General features: G+C 66.6%; 15 protein-coding genes. 3 read left to right on the plus strand and 12 right to left on the minus strand.

The window, feature by feature from the left end; all coding sequences use genetic code 11:
* Positions 1 to 103: 103 nt before the first annotated feature.
* On the minus strand, positions 104 to 1,579 hold the full coding sequence (locus tag PAM7066_RS09390) for an AMP nucleosidase (RefSeq protein ID WP_085853895.1): 1,476 nt from the start codon (positions 1,577 to 1,579) through the stop codon (positions 104 to 106).
* 166 nt (positions 1,580 to 1,745) lie between these two features.
* Here PAM7066_RS09390 and PAM7066_RS09395 point away from each other — a divergent pair, with 166 nt between their 5' ends.
* On the plus strand, positions 1,746 to 2,591 hold the full coding sequence (locus PAM7066_RS09395) for an SDR family oxidoreductase (protein WP_085853896.1): 846 nt from the start codon (positions 1,746 to 1,748) through the stop codon (positions 2,589 to 2,591).
* A gap of 42 nt (positions 2,592 to 2,633) precedes the next feature.
* Here the strand turns inward: PAM7066_RS09395 and PAM7066_RS18930 are convergent, their stop codons facing one another.
* From PAM7066_RS18930 to PAM7066_RS09420, 5 genes are all read right to left on the minus strand, one after another.
* The gene (locus PAM7066_RS18930; protein WP_175484613.1) at positions 2,634 to 3,125 is read right to left on the minus strand and encodes a redoxin domain-containing protein; all 492 of its coding nucleotides are present in this window, start codon (positions 3,123 to 3,125) and stop codon (positions 2,634 to 2,636) included.
* A gap of 160 nt (positions 3,126 to 3,285) precedes the next feature.
* Positions 3,286 to 5,211: a 1-deoxy-D-xylulose-5-phosphate synthase gene (gene dxs, locus PAM7066_RS09405; RefSeq protein ID WP_085853898.1), complete on the minus strand. Its 1,926-nt coding sequence runs from the start codon at positions 5,209 to 5,211 to the stop codon at positions 3,286 to 3,288.
* 60 nt (positions 5,212 to 5,271) lie between these two features.
* A complete protein-coding gene (locus tag PAM7066_RS09410) occupies positions 5,272 to 6,135 on the minus strand; it encodes a polyprenyl synthetase family protein (RefSeq protein ID WP_370738086.1) in 864 nt (287 codons plus the stop codon).
* Positions 6,132 to 6,371, minus strand: a complete 240-nt coding sequence (locus PAM7066_RS09415; RefSeq protein WP_085853899.1) for an exodeoxyribonuclease VII small subunit — start codon at positions 6,369 to 6,371, stop codon at positions 6,132 to 6,134. Before PAM7066_RS09415 ends, PAM7066_RS09410 begins: the two co-directional genes overlap by 4 nt.
* On the minus strand, positions 6,368 to 7,294 hold the full coding sequence (locus PAM7066_RS09420; protein WP_085853900.1) for a histone deacetylase family protein: 927 nt from the start codon (positions 7,292 to 7,294) through the stop codon (positions 6,368 to 6,370). The genes PAM7066_RS09415 and PAM7066_RS09420 overlap by 4 nt, the downstream gene beginning before the upstream one ends.
* Positions 7,295 to 7,393: 99 nt before the next feature.
* On the opposite strand from PAM7066_RS09420, the gene PAM7066_RS09425 reads away from it, so the two are divergent.
* Positions 7,394 to 8,383 (plus strand): glycosyltransferase, encoded by a 990-nt coding sequence (locus PAM7066_RS09425; protein WP_175484614.1) that lies wholly within the window; start codon positions 7,394 to 7,396, stop codon positions 8,381 to 8,383.
* 3 nt (positions 8,384 to 8,386) lie between these two features.
* Here PAM7066_RS09425 and PAM7066_RS09430 read toward each other — a convergent pair whose 3' ends face one another.
* Both PAM7066_RS09430 and PAM7066_RS09435 read right to left on the minus strand, forming a co-directional pair.
* Complete coding sequence (locus PAM7066_RS09430; protein ID WP_085853902.1) at positions 8,387 to 9,094, minus strand: response regulator; 708 nt, start codon at positions 9,092 to 9,094, stop codon at positions 8,387 to 8,389.
* Positions 9,091 to 9,579, minus strand: a complete 489-nt coding sequence (locus PAM7066_RS09435; protein ID WP_085853903.1) for a MarR family winged helix-turn-helix transcriptional regulator — start codon at positions 9,577 to 9,579, stop codon at positions 9,091 to 9,093. The genes PAM7066_RS09430 and PAM7066_RS09435 overlap by 4 nt, the downstream gene beginning before the upstream one ends.
* 147 nt (positions 9,580 to 9,726) lie before the next feature.
* On the opposite strand from PAM7066_RS09435, the gene PAM7066_RS09440 reads away from it, so the two are divergent.
* The gene (locus tag PAM7066_RS09440; protein WP_085853904.1) at positions 9,727 to 10,596 is read left to right on the plus strand and encodes a branched-chain amino acid aminotransferase; all 870 of its coding nucleotides are present in this window, start codon (positions 9,727 to 9,729) and stop codon (positions 10,594 to 10,596) included.
* A 24-nt stretch (positions 10,597 to 10,620) separates the two neighbouring features.
* On the opposite strand, the gene PAM7066_RS09445 is transcribed toward PAM7066_RS09440, so the two are convergent.
* From PAM7066_RS09445 to PAM7066_RS09460, 4 genes are all read right to left on the minus strand, one after another.
* Positions 10,621 to 11,538, minus strand: coding sequence for a DMT family transporter (locus tag PAM7066_RS09445; protein WP_245749640.1), 918 nt, complete (start codon positions 11,536 to 11,538; stop codon positions 10,621 to 10,623).
* Between the two features lie 70 nt (positions 11,539 to 11,608).
* Positions 11,609 to 13,201, minus strand: a complete 1,593-nt coding sequence (serA, locus tag PAM7066_RS09450; protein ID WP_085853906.1) for a phosphoglycerate dehydrogenase — start codon at positions 13,199 to 13,201, stop codon at positions 11,609 to 11,611.
* Positions 13,202 to 13,272: 71 nt separating this feature from the next.
* A complete protein-coding gene (locus PAM7066_RS09455; RefSeq protein WP_085853907.1) occupies positions 13,273 to 14,430 on the minus strand; it encodes a phosphoserine transaminase in 1,158 nt (385 codons plus the stop codon).
* Positions 14,431 to 14,567: 137 nt separating this feature from the next.
* The gene (locus tag PAM7066_RS09460) at positions 14,568 to 15,920 is read right to left on the minus strand and encodes a mechanosensitive ion channel family protein (protein ID WP_090928860.1); all 1,353 of its coding nucleotides are present in this window, start codon (positions 15,918 to 15,920) and stop codon (positions 14,568 to 14,570) included.
* Positions 15,921 to 16,004 lie beyond the last annotated feature (84 nt).

The following is a 16,004-nucleotide window of genomic DNA, read 5'->3' on the forward strand; positions in this document are numbered from 1 at the left end:
GCCGCTTGGGCAGTGCACGGGACTAAACGCCATCCGCGCCCTCAACACAAGAACGTGGGCGGACGTCAGTCCCGTAAAACATGGGGTTTTCGTGTTCCTGTCGTCAAAGGAAAGCTGTTTCCTCGAACGAACGCAGCTTTCGGGAATGCAACCTCTCAAGCGGCATTTCCCGCAGTTTTTCCATCGCCCTGACCCCGATCAGCAGGTGTCGGGCCACTTGGGTCTTGTAGAAATCGGTCGCCATGCCGGGCAGCTTCAGTTCTCCATGCAGCGGTTTATCGCTGACGCAGAGCAAGGTTCCGTAGGGAACGCGAAACCGGAACCCGTTCGCGGCGATCGTGGCACTTTCCATGTCGAGCGCCACCGCCCGGCTCTGGCTGAGCCGCTGCACCGGGCCGGAATTGTCCCGCAACTCCCAGTTGCGGTTGTCGAGAGTCGCGACCGTGCCCGTCCGCATGATCCGCTTCAGCTCGTAGCCTTCCAGCTCGGCGACCTCTTCGACGGCGTCCTCCAGCGCGATCTGCACCTCGGCCAGCGCCGGGATCGGCACCCAGATCGGCAGGTCGTCGTCCAGCACCTTGTCCTCGCGCAGGTAGGCGTGGGCGAGCACGAAGTCGCCCAACCGCTGCGAGTTGCGCAAGCCGGCGCAGTGCCCGACCATCAGCCAGACATGCGGGCGCAGCACGGCGATGTGGTCCGTCGCCGTCTTGGCGTTCGAAGGGCCGACCCCGATGTTGACCAGCGTGATTCCCTGCCCGCCCGGGCGCTGCAGGTGATAGCTCGGCATCTGGGGCATCTTCGGGATGGGCTCCAGCACGGCCTCGGGATCGGTGATGACCTGGTTGCCGGGCCCGACGAACGCGGTGTAGCCCGAGTCGGGATCGGCCAGCGCCTCGCGCGCATAGGCTTCGAACTCGTCCACGTAGAACTGGTAGTTCGTGAACAGCACGTGGTTCTGGAAATGCGCGGCGTCGGTCGCCGTGTAGTGCGACAGGCGGGCCAGCGAATAATCCACCCGCTGCGCCGTGAAGGGCGCAAGCGGGCGCGAGCCATCCTCGTAGAGGAAGCCCTCGCCGTTCACGATAGCATCATGCGTGACCTTCAGATCAGGCGTGTCGAACACGTCGCGCAGCGAGAAGGTCATCGACCCGTCCTGCGGCACGGTCAGGCCGGCCTTGGCGACCGCGAAGTGCAGCGGCATCGGCGTTTCAGAGACGCCCACATAGACGGTGCCGCTCTGCGTCTGCAAAAGCAGGGCGATCTGCTTTTCGAGGTAGCTGGCGAAGAGGTCGGGCTGCGTGACGGTGGTGGAGTATCGACCCGGCTGCGTGACATGGCCGAAGGACAGGCGGCTGTCGGCGTGGGTGTAGCTGGTCGCGGTCAGGCGAATCTCGGGGTAGAAGGCGCGGTAACGAACGCCGACGCCGGTGTGCGACTTCAGCGCGGCGTGGAAGTGCCGGGTCAGGAAGCTGACCGCCTCGTCATAGAGCATGCGCAGACGCTCGACGGCGGCGGCGGCGTCCGTGAAGGCCTCGTGCCCCGGCAGGTCCGGGGTTTCGATCGGCAGGCTTTCGGTCATGGACCTCTCCTTTTTCGGTGGCACTATGGGGTATCCACGGGCGACCGCAAGCCGCGGCCGGTCCTGCACGCACGTGCCCCTTCTGCCGTCACGGCACGCCGGATCGGGTTTTGCTGTCTTCGCCCGCGCGCTAGTGTGCGTCGAAGACAGCAAAGGATTGCATTCCATGAGGCTTCTGGCCATCGGCTGCGGCTATTCCGCCCGAGCGCTCGTCCCGCGCCTTCTGGCACGGGGGTGGGAGGTTCGGGGCACCACCCGCAGCGCGGACAAGGCCGAGGCCCTCGCATCCGCCGGTATCCCGCCGCTCGTCTGGCCTGGCGAGGATGATCTTGGCCCCCATATCAATTGGGCGACGCACGTGGTTCATTCGGTGTCCCCCGATGACGGCGACCTGGTGCTCGAGACCTATGGCGGTGCGCTCGCCGCGGCGGACCTGGAGTGGTTCGCGTATCTTTCGACCACCGGCGTCTACGGCGATTACGGCGGCGGCTGGGTGGACGAGGACACGCCGCTGAATCCCTCGACCGCGCGGGGGGCCGCGCGGGTCCGGGCCGAGGCCGGCTGGCGGGCGCTTCAGTCCCATGGGCTGCGGCTCCACATCTTTCGGCTTGCCGGCATCTACGGCCCCGGCCGCGGCCCCTTCGCGAAGGTCCGTGCGGGCAAGGCCCGGCGGATCGTGAAGCAGGGCCAGGTCTTTTCGCGCATCCATGTCGAGGACATCGCCGCCGTGCTCGAAGCCTCCATCGACCACCCCCGCCCCGGAGCGATCTACAACGTCTGCGACGACGACCCCGCTCCGCCGCAGGACGTGATCGCCCATGCGGCCGATCTTCTGGGCGTCCCCCGACCGCCCGAGATCCCGTTCGAGGCAGCCGACCTGTCGCCCATGGCGCGCAGCTTCTATGCTGAATCCAAGCGCGTCAGGAACGACCGCATCAAGGACGAACTGGGAGTTGAGCTGGCCTATCCCACCTACCGGGACGGCCTTCGGGCCCTTCTGGACGAAGACTGAAACGCGCCGCGAGCCAGTGACGAAGGCGCAGGTCCGGCGGGGCTAGATGCGCGCGGACTTGAGCAAACCCACGATCCGCAACAGTTCGGCGGCCGAACGCGGGACGGGATGGATATACTCCTGCACCGCCCGGATGCGCAGGTCAGGGCCAAGGATGAACGTCTTGGCCACCGGGCGGTCGAGCGCCTCGTTCTGCTCTCGCAGCCCGCAGATCGCGGCGATGCGGCCGTCCTCGTCGGAAATGATCGGAAACGGGATCGCCAGGCCGTGTTTCTCCGACAGTTCCTGGATCCACATGCGCTCGGTCAGGGGGTCGGACTGGCTCATCCCCATCACCTTGCACCCGAGCGCGTCGAAGTCGTCCTTGTGCCGCGCGAGGTCCACCAGCTCGACCTCGGCGGTCGGGGAATAGGAGGACGGATGCGTGAAGAAGATCGAGTAGCTCCCCTGCGCCCAGTCGTGCAGCTCGACGCTGCCTTGCGTGCTTTCCGCCCAGAGATCGGGAAACAGGTCCGTCACCCGAACGCACGGCACCGCGTCCTCGTCGGCTACGGATCTCTCCCCGAATGCCCTGTTGTCCCCTCGCACAATCGTCCTCCATCCAAAGAATGTCCGGAGTCTCGCACTCCACCAATCCGCTAGTGCGGCATTGGCGCACAACCTAGATGAACAGTGACCGAGGGAACACCCATGATCACGCCCTGCGGCTGAGTGTTTCGACCCCCATGACCGACAGGACCTTGGCCTCGATATCCTCGGCGTTGAGGCCGGCCGCCGCGTACATGTCGCGCGGGTTCGCATGATCGATGAACGTGTCCGGCAGCACCATCGAGCGGAACCTCAGCCCGCTGTCGAACACGCCGGACTCGGCCAGGACCTGCGCGACATGGCTGCCGAAGCCGCCGACGGTGCCTTCCTCGACCGTGATGAGCGCATCATGCTCCTCGGCGAGCGACAGGATCAGCTCTTCGTCCAGCGGCTTGGCGAAGCGCGCATCGGCGACCGTCGGCGTGATGCCGCGCTGACCAAGGCTTTCGCAGGCCTCCATCACCTCTTTCAGACGCGCACCGAAGCTGAGGATCGCGACGCCCTCGCCCTTCTGGATCATGCGCCCCTTGCCGATCTCCAGCACCTCGCCCCGCTCGGGCATCTCGACCCCGGTGCCCTCGCCGCGGGGATAGCGGAAGGCGATCGGGCCCTCGTCATGTGCGACGGCCGTGGCCACCATGTGCTTCAGCTCGGCCTCGTCGGCGGCGGCCATGACCGTGAAGCCCGGCAGGTTCGACAGGAAGGCGACATCGTAGCTGCCCGCGTGGGTCGCGCCGTCCGCGCCCACGAGCCCGGCGCGGTCGATGGCGAAGCGCACGGGCAGGCGCTGGATCGCAACGTCGTGGACGATCTGGTCATAGCCGCGCTGCAGGAAGGTGGAATAGATCGCGCAGAACGGCTTCATCCCCCCGGCGGCGAGCCCCGCCGAGAAGGTGACCGCGTGCTGTTCGGCGATGCCCACGTCGAAGCAGCGGCTGGGATAACGGTTGGCGAACTGGTCCAGCCCCGTGCCGTCCGGCATCGCGGCGGTCACGGCGCAGACCCGGCCGTCGCGCGCCGCCTCGTCCAGGAGCGCCTGCGCGAAAACCTTGGTGTAGCTGGGCGCGTTGGACTTCGCCTTCTTCTGCTCGCCGGTCGAGATGTTGAACGTCGCGGTCGCGTGTCCGCGGTCGGCGCGATCCTCGGCCGGGGCGTAGCCCTTGCCCTTCTTGGTGATGCAATGAATCAGCACCGGCCCGTCCGCCCGCGTCTTCACCGTTCGCAGGATCGGCAGAAGCTGGTCCATGTCGTGCCCGTCGAGCGGCCCGATATAGCTGAACCCCAGCTCTTCGAACAGCGTGCCGCCGATGGTCATGCCCTTCAGCATCTCCTTGGCGCGGCGGGCCCCTTCGCGGAAGGGCGGCGGCAGGAAGCCCACGGCGCCCTTGGCCGCGGCCTTGAACTCCTGGTACGGCGCGCCGGCATAGAGGCGCGACAGGTAGGAGGACATGGCGCCGACCGGGGGCGCGATGCTCATCTCGTTGTCGTTCAGGATCACGAAGAGGCGCCGGCCCAAATGGCCCGCGTTGTTCATCGCCTCGTAAGCCATGCCAGCACTCATCGCGCCGTCGCCGATAACGGCGATGGCGTCGCCGAGGCTCGGGTCGGGCGACCCGCCCAGATCCCGCGCCACCGAGAACCCGAGCGCCGCCGAGATCGAGGTCGAGCTGTGCCCCGCGCCGAACGGGTCGTAAGGCGACTCGCTGCGCTTGGCGAAGCCCGACAGCCCGTCCTTCTGGCGGATCGTCCGGATGCGGTCGCGCCGCCCGGTCAGGATCTTGTGCGGATAGGCTTGGTGGCTGACGTCCCAGATCAACCGGTCGCGCGGCGTGTCGAAGACGGCATGCAGCGCCACCGTCAGCTCGACCACGCCGAGGCCAGCGCCGAGATGGCCGCCCGTCTGGCTGACCGCGTGGATCGTCTCGGCCCGCAGCTCGTCGGCGACGTGCCGAAGCTCGGAATCGGACATGCTGCGCAGATCGGCGGGAGAGCTGACGCGGTCGAGGGTCGGGGTCTGCGGTCTGTCACTCATCACGGCGTCTCCAATGTGCCTATCCACATAGCCCGCCGTGGCGGAACCCGCAAACCTAGCTCAGCGATCGCGGGTGACGATGAACCGCGCGCAGTCCCTGAGTGTCGCGGCGCGGTCGCCGAAGGGCGCGAGCGCATCCTCGGCCTGCGTGACCAGCCGCCGCGCCTCGGTTTTCGCCGCGTCGAGGCCCAGAAGCGAGACATAGGTCGCCTTGTTCGCGCCCGCATCCTTGCCGACGGCCTTGCCGGTGGCCGCCGCGTCGCCCTCGACGTCGAGGATATCGTCGGCGATCTGGAAGGCGAGGCCGATGGCGCGGGCATAAGTGGCCAGCGGCCCGGTATCCGCACCGGCCATCCGCGCCCCGGCGGCTGCGGACCATTCGATCAGCGCCCCGGTCTTGAGCGACTGAAGCGCCCCGATCCCCTTGAGGTCCAGCGGTGCCTCGGCCGTTTCGGCCGCGATGTCGAGCGCCTGGCCCAGAACCATCCCCGCCCCTCCCGACGCACGGGCGAGCGTCAGCGACAGGTCGAGCCGCCGCTCGGCCGGCAAATCCCCCTCGGCCACCAGTTCGAAGGCGAGGCTTTGCAGCGCGTCCCCGACCAGCACGGCCGTCGCCTCATCCCAGGCGACATGCACGGTCGGCTGTCCCCGCCGCAGGTCGTCGTCATCCATGCAGGGCAGGTCGTCATGCACCAGCGAATAAGCATGCAGCGCCTCGATCGCCGCGGCCGCGGGCAGGGCGGCGGCATCGATTCCGTAGAGAGCCGCACTTTCCAGTACCAGGAACCCGCGCAGCCGTTTGCCGCCATTGCAGGCATAGCCCATGGCGTCGGTAATCGGCCCCGGGGGCAGCGCGCCGATCCGGGTACCAAGGAACGCGCCGACCGCATCGGCGCGCGAGGTCAGCCTGTCGCGGAAGCTCACGGATCGAGAGGTTCGGTGCCGGTGGGGCGGCCGTCCGCGCCCGTCGTGATCTTGGCAACCTTCTCTTCAGCCGCCTTCAGCGTCGCGTCGCAGCGGGCTTTCAGTTTGGCGCCGCGCTCGTAGAGCTCGATCGAACGCTCAAGCTCGACATCGCCAGCTTCGAGATGGTTCACCACCGCCTCGAGTTCGCGCATGGCTTCCTCGAAGCTCATTTCCTCGATGGGTTTGTCGCTCATGCGCTCCGCTCCTTCAGAACCTCGACATGCGCCCTCACGCTGTGGGTCAGCGCGGTCAGATCATAGCCGCCCTCGAGTGTCGAGACGATCCGCCCCCCGCAATGCTCGTCCGCGATGTCGCAGAGCCAGTCGGTGAGCCAGGCGAAGTCCTCGGCCTCCCACCTGAGGCCCGCGAGCGGATCGTTGCGGTGCGCGTCGAACCCCGCCGAGATCAGGATCAGTTCGGGCGCGAACTCGGCGATCCGGGGGAACACCTTGTCGCGATAGGCCGCCTTCATATCGGCGCCCCCGGTTTGCGCATCCAGCGGTACGTTGATGATCTGGCCATGCGCACCGGTTTCGGACTCGGCCCCGGTGCCGGGATAGAGCGGCATCTGGTGGGACGAGACGAACAGCGCGCGCTCTTCTTCCCACAGCAGGTCCTGGGTGCCGTTGCCGTGGTGAACGTCGAAATCGACGATGGCGACGCGCTTCAGGCCCCGCCGGTCCAGCGCGTGTTTCGCCGCGATCGCGACGTTGCCGAACAGGCAGAACCCCATCGCGGTCTCGGTCTCGGCGTGGTGGCCGGGCGGGCGGCAGCCGACGAAGGCGGCCTTCGCCTCACCGTCCAGCACCGCATCCACGGCGGCGATGTTGCCCCCCACCCCGTGCCGCGCGGCCAGCAGCGAGCCCGGCGACATATGCGTATCCGCGTCAAGCGAGATCGACCCGGCTTCGGGCGCCGCCGCCTCGATCCCTTCGAGGTAGCGCTTGGGATGGCACAGCAGGATGTCCTCGTCGCTGCAATCGGGCGCATCCCGCCGATCGAGTCTCAGCGGGCGCAACCCTTCTTCGACGGCATGCAGCCGGGCGATCTGCTCGGGGTGGCCGGTCGGGGTGACGTGGTCGAGCCCCGAGGGGTGCGAGAACCATATGATCGACACGCGATACCTCCGTTGCGCAACACCTCTTTCCTTGCCCCTATCGCATTCGCTAGGGCAACCGGCAAACAAGGATCACGATCGGGAACGAGAGGTCAAACTGTGACAATCCGGAATCTGGCAGCGCGCGGGCTGGTCGACACGGCAGCGGCCGGCACGCAGGAAACGGGTCGCCGTGCCCTGGCCTTCGTGCTGGACCGCTCGTTCCTTCATCCCTTCAAGGTGCTGATCTACAGTTTGGCGCGCACCGGGTCATTCCTGGACCTGCCGATCCTCGTCTTCACGCAGGACAAGGTGGTGCACGACGACCCCATCGTCACCGCCCTGGCCGATCGGCGAATCCACGTGACCGACGAGCAGATCCGGCAGTTCTCGGTCGTGTCGCGCGAGCGGATCCGCCGCAAGGATCGGCGAAGCTGGATCGCCAAGTACACCTTCCTGAAATGGCTGATCTTCGACGATCATGATGTCGACGAAATGCTGTTCATCGACGCCGATATCCTGTGCCTGCAGAACGCGGACGGCATCTTCGACGAACCGCGCGGCAGGGACTTGGGTGTCTGCCCGCGGATGAGGCCCAGCCTCTATCGCACGGACGAAGATACACGCCGGCCCGCCGCCGAGGTGACGGCGCTGATGGCAGGGATGGTCCGGGGCGAGTTCCCCAAGGATCATGTCAGCATGAATTCCGGCGTCATGATCCTGGCGAATCGCTGCCTGGACGCAGGATTTCGCGAAAGGCTGCTCGAGCTCGCCTCGCAGAAGTCCCTTCCGAACGAACAGGCCTACCTCACCGAGCTCTTCGCGAGCGATGAGAACTATGATGCACGGTTCCTGCCATCGAAATACAACTTCACGAGCACATCGCTGTCGAAGATGCCGGCGCCCGACCAGGTCTCGCTACTGGCCCAAGTCGCCTTCCTCCACTTCACTGGCGGGAAAAAGCCCTGGACGTGGCCGCTGACGTCGCAATCTCCGCTTGGACACATGCTCTGGCGGCGCTTCGAGGCCGACGCCGTCAAGAACAGCGCGCTGATCCCCCGTCAGCGAAGCTGGATCGCGGCGCGCCTGAGCGAGAGGTTCTCCGGCTGATGATCAGTCCGGGATCAGCATGTAGCCCGCCCCGCGCACGGTCTGCAGGTAGCGCGGGTTCTTCGGGTCGCTCTCGATCTTGCGGCGCAGGCGGGTGATCTGGACGTCGACGGCGCGGTCCTGCGCGCCCTCGCCATCCGGTCCGGCGCGGCCCAGATCGTCGATCAGCTGCGCGCGGGAGATCGCGGCGCCGGGCGCCCTCGCGAAGATCCGCATGAGAGCGGATTCCGTCGCGGTCAAGCGGATGAGGCTCTCGCCGCTCCAGAGCTCTCCGCGGCCGATATCGTAGCGCACGGGCCCCAGCGTCAGCACCTTGGGCTGGACGGTGGTCGGCTCGGCCGGCGGCACGCGTCGCAGGATGGCGTTGATGCGCAGCAGAAGCTCCTTCGGCTCGAAGGGCTTGGGCAGGTAGTCGTCCGCCCCTGCCTCGAGCCCCGCGATACGGTCCTGGGTCTCGCCCTTGGCCGTCAGCAGCAGCGTCGGCAGAGAGCGGGTTTCGGTCAGCCACCGGCACAGCGAGACGCCGTCCTCGCCCGGCATCATCACGTCCACCACCGCAAGGTCGAAATCCAGCCCGCCGAGGATCCGGCGCGCGTGGCCCGCATCCCGCGCGACTGTGGCATAGAACCCGTTGCGCGTCAGGAACTTGCCCAGAAGCCTGCGGATACGCTCGTCATCGTCGACGATCAGCAGATGCGGCCGGTCGCTCATGCGGTGCCCTCGAACAGGTGCTTGAGATCCTCGTCCATCATCTCTTCCAGCACGGTGCGAAACCCCGAGACCGCCTCGGGTCCCGCGCGGCGGAAGGCGTCGCGCATCCGGGCCGTCTGCACCTCGTTCAGCTCGGTCTCGAGCGCACGGCCCTTTTCGGTCAGGGTGAGGTGCCGCTCGCGCCGGTCGCGGGTGCCAACGGCACTTTCGACCAGCCCGTCCTCGACCAGCGTCCGCAGCACCCGGTTCAGCGACTGCTTGGTGACGCCCAGGATCGCCAGCAGGTTGTTCACCGTCGTCCCCGGCCAGCGATTGATGAAGTGGATCGCCCGGTGGTGCGCGCGGCCATAGCCGTACTGGTCCAGGATGCGGTCGGGGTCGGCCGTGAAGCCGCGATAGGCGAAGAACATCGCCTCGATCCCGCGCCGAAGCTGCGCGTCCGTCAGAAACAACAGGCTGTCGCCCCGTGCGCGACTTTCGCTCATTGCTTGCACCTTTCCGTGCGACCTCAGATCACGAGTTATGTCAGCATAGTTGACATTATGCAACCGGCGCGGATACCTGACCGTCTGATTTCGGAACAATGTGTCCCTTGCGGGCACTCATGCGCAACTTTATGCGAGGAGGCGAATATGTCGGGTGGATACGACGATCGCGACGGCAAGATCTGGATGGACGGCAAACTGGTCGAATGGCGGGACGCGAAGGTGCATATCCTGTCCCACGCGCTGCATTACGCTTCGTCCGTGTTCGAGGGCGAACGCTGCTACGGCGGCACCATCTTCAAGTCGCGCCAGCACTCCGAGCGGCTGCGCGCCTCGGCCAACCTGATCGACTTCGAGGTCCCCTATTCCGTCGACCAGATCGAGGACGCCAAGGCCCAGGTCCTGAAGGCCAACGGCCTGACCGACGCCTATGTCCGCGCGATCGCGTGGCGCGGCGCCGGCCCCGACATGGGCGTCGCCAGCGCCCGCAACCCCGTCCGGATGGCCGTCGCGGCGTGGGAATGGGGCGCCTATTACGGTGACGCCAAGACCAAGGGCGCCAAGCTCGACCTGTCGAAATGGAAGCGCCCCTCGCCCGAGACGATCCCCAGCGAGGCCAAGGCCGCAGGGCTCTACATGATCTGCACCATGTCCAAGCACGCCGCCGAGGCGAAGGGCTGCTCGGACGCGATGATGCTGGATTATCGCGGCTACGTGGCCGAGGCGACGGGGGCCAACATCTTCTTCGTCAAGGACGGCGAGGTGCACACGCCCAAGCCCGATTGCTTCCTCAACGGCATCACCCGCCAGACCGTCCTGCAGCTGCTGCGCGAAAAGGACATCCCTGTCCACGAGCGCCACATCATGCCCGAAGAGCTGGAAGGCTTCCAGCAATGCTGGCTGACCGGCACCGCGGCCGAGGTCACGCCCGTCGGACAGATCGGCGACTTCACCTTCGAGGTCGGCGCGATGGCCCTCGACATAGCCGAAAGCTACGAGACGCTGGTGCGCAGTTGATTGGGGCGGGCCACGGCGCCCGCACTAATACATCCCCTTGGCGCGGAGCTTGCGGCGCGCGGTGGCGTCGCGGGCCAGCTTGCGCTCGCGCCAGACGATCAGGATGCCGGACGCGATGATCAGGGCCGCACCGGCGAAGGTCGCGGCGCGGGGCACTTCGCCGAACCAGACGAAGCCGATGACGACGGCCCACAGCATCGACACGTAGGAAAACGGCGCGAGGGCCGATGCGTCGGCGTATTTGTAGCTCGCCGTCAGCAGCATCTGCCCGATCGCGCCGAGCACGCCGCAGCCTGCCAACAGCATCATCTCGTAGGGCGTCGGCCAGACCCAGCCGAAGGGCAGCGTCATGAGCGAGCAGGTCGCTGCGGTGGCAAGGAAGTAGAACGCGATCGCTTCGCTGCGTTCGGTCCCCGACATCGCCTTGATGAGCGTCTGCGCCAGCGCGGCCAAGGCAGCCGAGGCCAGCGCCATTCCCGCCCCGATCAGCGCGGTGCTGCCAAGGCTCGCCGTATCGAACTCGGGCGCCACGATGATGACGACGCCGATCATGCCGACGACGACCGCCGCAAGGCGGACGAGGCGGAAGACCTCGCCCAGGAAGACGGCCGCGAAGACCACCAGGAACATCGGCGTCGCGAAGCGGATCGCCTGCACCTCGGCCAGCGGCAGAAGCGAGATCGAGGCAAAGCCGAGGCCCATCGACACCGTGCCGACGAGACCGCGCAGGGCGTGGCTTTTCCAGTTCGCGACGTAGAGGCCGTTCTGCAGGTCGCCGCGGCTCCAGAGCCAGAGCGAGATGATCGGCAGCGACAGGAACGCGCGGAAAAAGACGACCTGGCCCGTCGGCACGGTCTCGCCCGCCGCCTTCACGAAGGCGGACATGATGGTCAGGACCGAAAAGGCGATGCAGATGAGGACGATGCCGCGGAGAGGAGCCATGCCGGCCGACATATCACGCCCGCCGGCGGGGGGAAGAGGCCGAGCCCACGCTGGGCTCGGCCTGCCGGAATCAGATGCGGAAACGCAGCGGCCGGACCGCGTTGAACACACCGGTCGAAGTCAGCGTGCCCACCACGTCGGGCGAGACGGCTTCGTCGACATAGAGGAGCGCGATCGCGTCCTTGCCCTTTTCGGCCCGGCCGAGGGTGAAGTTGGCGATGTTCACGCCGTTCTCGCCCAGCACCCGGCCCAGCGTGCCGATGATGCCCGCGCGGTCCTCGTTGGTGGAATAGAGCATGTGCTCGCCCACCTCGGCGTCGATGTTGATCCCCTTGATCTGGATGAAGCGCGGCTTGCCGTCCGAGAACACGGTGCCCGCGACCGAGCGCTGCCGCTCGGCCGTCTTCATCGTGACCTTGATGTAGGCCTCGAACACGCCGGTCTGTTCCTGCGTGGTGCGGCTGATCTCGATCCCGCGCTCTTTCGCGACGATCGGGGCGGAAACCATGTTCAGGTCGGGGTTCGCCGCCTGCATCATGCCCGCCACGACCGCACCGTTCAGCGCGTTGAGGTTCATCTCGGCCACGGCGCCGTCATACAGGATGTTGATCGCCTCGATCGGCTCGTCGGTCATCTGGCCGATGAAGCTGCCCAGATGCTCGGCCAGCTTCAGCCACGGGCCCATGACCTTGGCTTCCTCGGCCGTGACCGACGGCGTGTTGAGCGCGTTCGACACGGCGCCCGTCAGCAGGTAGTCGGCCATCTGCTCGGCCACCTGAAGGGCCACGTTCTCCTGCGCTTCGGTCGTCGCGGCGCCGAGGTGGGGCGTGACGACGACGTTCGGCAGGTTGAACAGCGGGTTCTCGGTCGCGGGCTCTTCGGCGAAGACGTCGAAGGCGGCACCGGCGACGCGGCCCTCCTTCAGCGCCTCGGCCAGCGCTTCCTCGTCCACCAGACCGCCACGGGCGCAGTTGATGACGCGCACGCCGGGCTTGAGCTTGGCGATCGCCTCGCGTGACATGATGTTGCGCGTCTTGTCCGTCAGGGGCACGTGGAAGGTGATGAAGTCGGCCTGGGCATAAAGCTCGTCCAGCTCGACCTTGCGGCAGCCCAACTCGTCGGCGCGTTCCTCGGACAGGAACGGATCGTAGGCGATGACCTTCATCCGCAGGCCCAGCGCGCGGGCGATCACGATCGAGCCGATGTTGCCCGCGCCGATCACGCCGAGGGTCTTGCCGGTCAGCTCGACGCCCATGAACTTGGACTTCTCCCACTTGCCAGCGTGGGTGGACGCGCTGGCTTCGGGGATCTGGCGGGCGACGGCGAACATCATCGCGATGGCATGCTCGGCCGTGGTGATCGAGTTGCCGAAGGGCGTGTTCATCACGATGACGCCCTTCGAGGACGCATCGTTGATGTCCACATTATCCACGCCGATGCCGGCGCGGCCGATGACCTTCAGGTTGTCGGCCTTCTCCAGCAGCTTGGCCGTCACCTTGGTGGCCGAGCGAATGGCGAGGCCGTCATACTTGCCGATCACCTCGGCCAGCTTGTCCTTGTCCTTGCCGAGGGAGGGTTCGAAATCGACCTCGATCCCGCGGTCGCGGAAGATCTGGACGGCGGTTTCCGACAGCTTGTCGGACACGAGTACCTTGGGCGCCATGTCGGGGCTCCTTTGAGCGAAAAGTTCTGCGAAGGGAAAGCGCCGGAGTCCCGCAGGACTCCGGAAGGAGGTCAGGCGGCCTCACGCTCGGCCAGCACGGCGTGGTAGGCCCAGTCGATCCAGGGCATCAGCGCCTGAACGTCCGACGTCTCGACCGTCGAGCCGCACCAGATCCGCAGGCCGGCCGGCGCGTCGCGGTAGCTGCCCACGTCATAGGCCACGCCCTCGGCCTCCAGCTTCTTGCCGACCGCCTTGGCGAAGTCCGCATCGCCGGCCGCGGCCGGGTCGATGAACTTCAGGCAGACCGAGGTGTTCGAGCGGGTCGCCGGATCGGTGGCGAGGTTCTCGATCCAGTCGTTCGCGGCGACGAAATCCCAGACCACCTGCGCGTTGCGGTTCGCACGGTCCTGAAGGCCCTTCAGCCCCCCGACCGAGCGGCCCCAGGCCAGCGCCTGCAGCCAATCCTCGACACACAGCATCGACGGCGTGTTGATCGTCTCGCCCTTGAAGATGCCGTCGATCAGCTTGCCGCCCTTGGTCAGGCGGAAGATCTTGGGCAGCGGCCATGCGGGGGTGTAGCTTTCCAGCCGCTCGACCGCGCGGGGCGACAGGATGATCATGCCATGCGCGGCCTCGCCGCCCATCACCTTCTGCCAAGAGAAGGTCGTCACGTCGAGCTTGTCCCACGGCAGGTCCTGCGCGAACGCGGCCGAGGTCGCGTCGCACAGGGTCAGCCCATCGCGGTCCGCGGGGATCGCGTCGCCGTTCGGGACGCGTACGCCCGAGGTCGTGCCGTTCCAGGTGAAGCAGACGTCCTTGTTCCAGTCGACGGCGGCCAGATCGACGATGTCGCCGTAGTCGGCCTCGCGCTCGGTGTTGTCGGCGAGCTTCAGCTGCTTGACCGCGTCCGTCACCCAGCCCTTGCCGAAGCTTTCCCAGGCCAGAGTCTCGGACGGGCGGGCGCCCAGCAGCGACCACATCGCCATCTCGAACGCGCCGGTGTCGGAACCGGGGACGATACCGATGCGGTAGTCGTCGGGGACCTGCAGAATGTCGCGGGTATCTTCGATGGCCTGCTGCAGCTTCGACTTGCCCACGGCAGCGCGGTGCGAGCGGCCCAGGGGCGCATCGGACAGGGCATCCAGCGAGAATACGGGGGGCTTGGCACAGGGGCCGGACGAAAAGCGCGGATTGGCCGGCCGCGCGGCCGGGGTCTGAACGTCGGTCATGGTATCCTTACAGATAATCGCCCCTCGTTGGGGAGGGGTGTCCCGCCGCTGCACATAGAAGGCGCCCCCGAGTCTGGCAAGCGGGATATTTCGGCCAATGCGCATCATTGTGTCGGCGCGCATCAGCCTTTCGTTCATCATCCTGCGTCAGAAGCATCCTTGACCGGGATCGCGTCGTTGACCACGCGCACCTCGCGCTGGGGGAACGGGATCGAGATGTCGTTCGCCTGAAACGCATCCCACAGCGCCAGGTAGACGTTGCCGCGGATATTGGTCAGGCCGCCGGTCGGGTCGGTGATCCAGAAGCGCAGGATGTAATCGACCGACGAATCTCCGAATCCGGTGATGTGGCAGACCGGCGCACGGGTGCTCAGCACGCGCGACACGCTCGCGGCGGCCTCGACCGCGATCCTTCGGACCTTGTGCGGGTCGTCGCCGTAGGCGGTGCCGAAGAACACGTCGAGGCGGACGAATTCGTTGGAATGGGACCAGTTCACCACCTGCCCGGTGATGAGATCCTCGTTCGGGATCAGGTACTCCTTTCCGTCCCGCGTCGTGACGCTGGCATAGCGCGCGCCGAGGGCCGAGACCCAGCCGAAGGTCTCGCCCAGAGAGATCACGTCGCCGGGCTTGATCGACTTGTCGAGCAGGATGATGACCCCCGAGACGAGGTTCGACACCACCTTCTGCAAGCCGAAGCCAAGGCCCACCCCGATGGCACCCGACAGCACGGCAAGGCCCGTCAGGTCCACCCCCACGGCGCGCAGCCCGGCGAACAGCGCCACGCCGTAGAGGATGGCCTGCATGGCGTTCGACAACAGCACCTTCAGCGAAGGTGAGATATCCTCGGAGCGCCGTATCCGGTCGCCCCCCGTGGCCGCGACGAACCGCGCGATGACGAAGAACACCGTGACGAGGACCACGCCCTTCAGCAACGTCAACAGGCTGAGCCGGGTGTCGCCGATGCTCATCGCGACTTCGTCCAGGGCCGCGGCGAACTCGTCCGTCAGGCCAAGCACCCAGAGGGTCACGTAGACCCACAGCATCCACCGCACGAGACTGCGCAGCGCGGGGTTGCGCACCAGCCGCGTGCTCAACGTCACAACGAGCCAGGCCGTCGCGAGCGAAGCGACGAGCTCCAGGATGAACGAGCGAGACGGAAACGGCGTCATGCTCTGCACGGTCCAGGTGGACAGCCACATCAACCCGACGAAGAAGATCAACTTCAGCCGCTTGTGCACCACCAGAAGCGCGCGCAACCGCCACATCGGCCAGTCGCGGCGCTTGATCCACTCGCGCAGGCGCGGCTGCGCCCAACGCGCGAGGCCCAGGGTCACCACGATGACGACCGCGATGTTGGCAAGCTGCCACAGCCGCGACGGCAGCAGCAGATTCTGCAACTGCAGCCGGACGACATCCCAGATGTCCATCAGCGCGGCCATGAGGGTGTTCAGCTCGGCATCCATGCCTGACAGCTTATTGCGCCGCATTGCATGCACAAGGGCGATTAGAACGCTTCAAATCCGCGCGCACATGGGTTATGTCACCGGATCATGGATAACGTGTTCGACATG

The organism is Palleronia marisminoris (assembly GCF_900172315.1).
Lineage (GTDB): Bacteria > Pseudomonadota > Alphaproteobacteria > Rhodobacterales > Rhodobacteraceae > Palleronia > Palleronia marisminoris.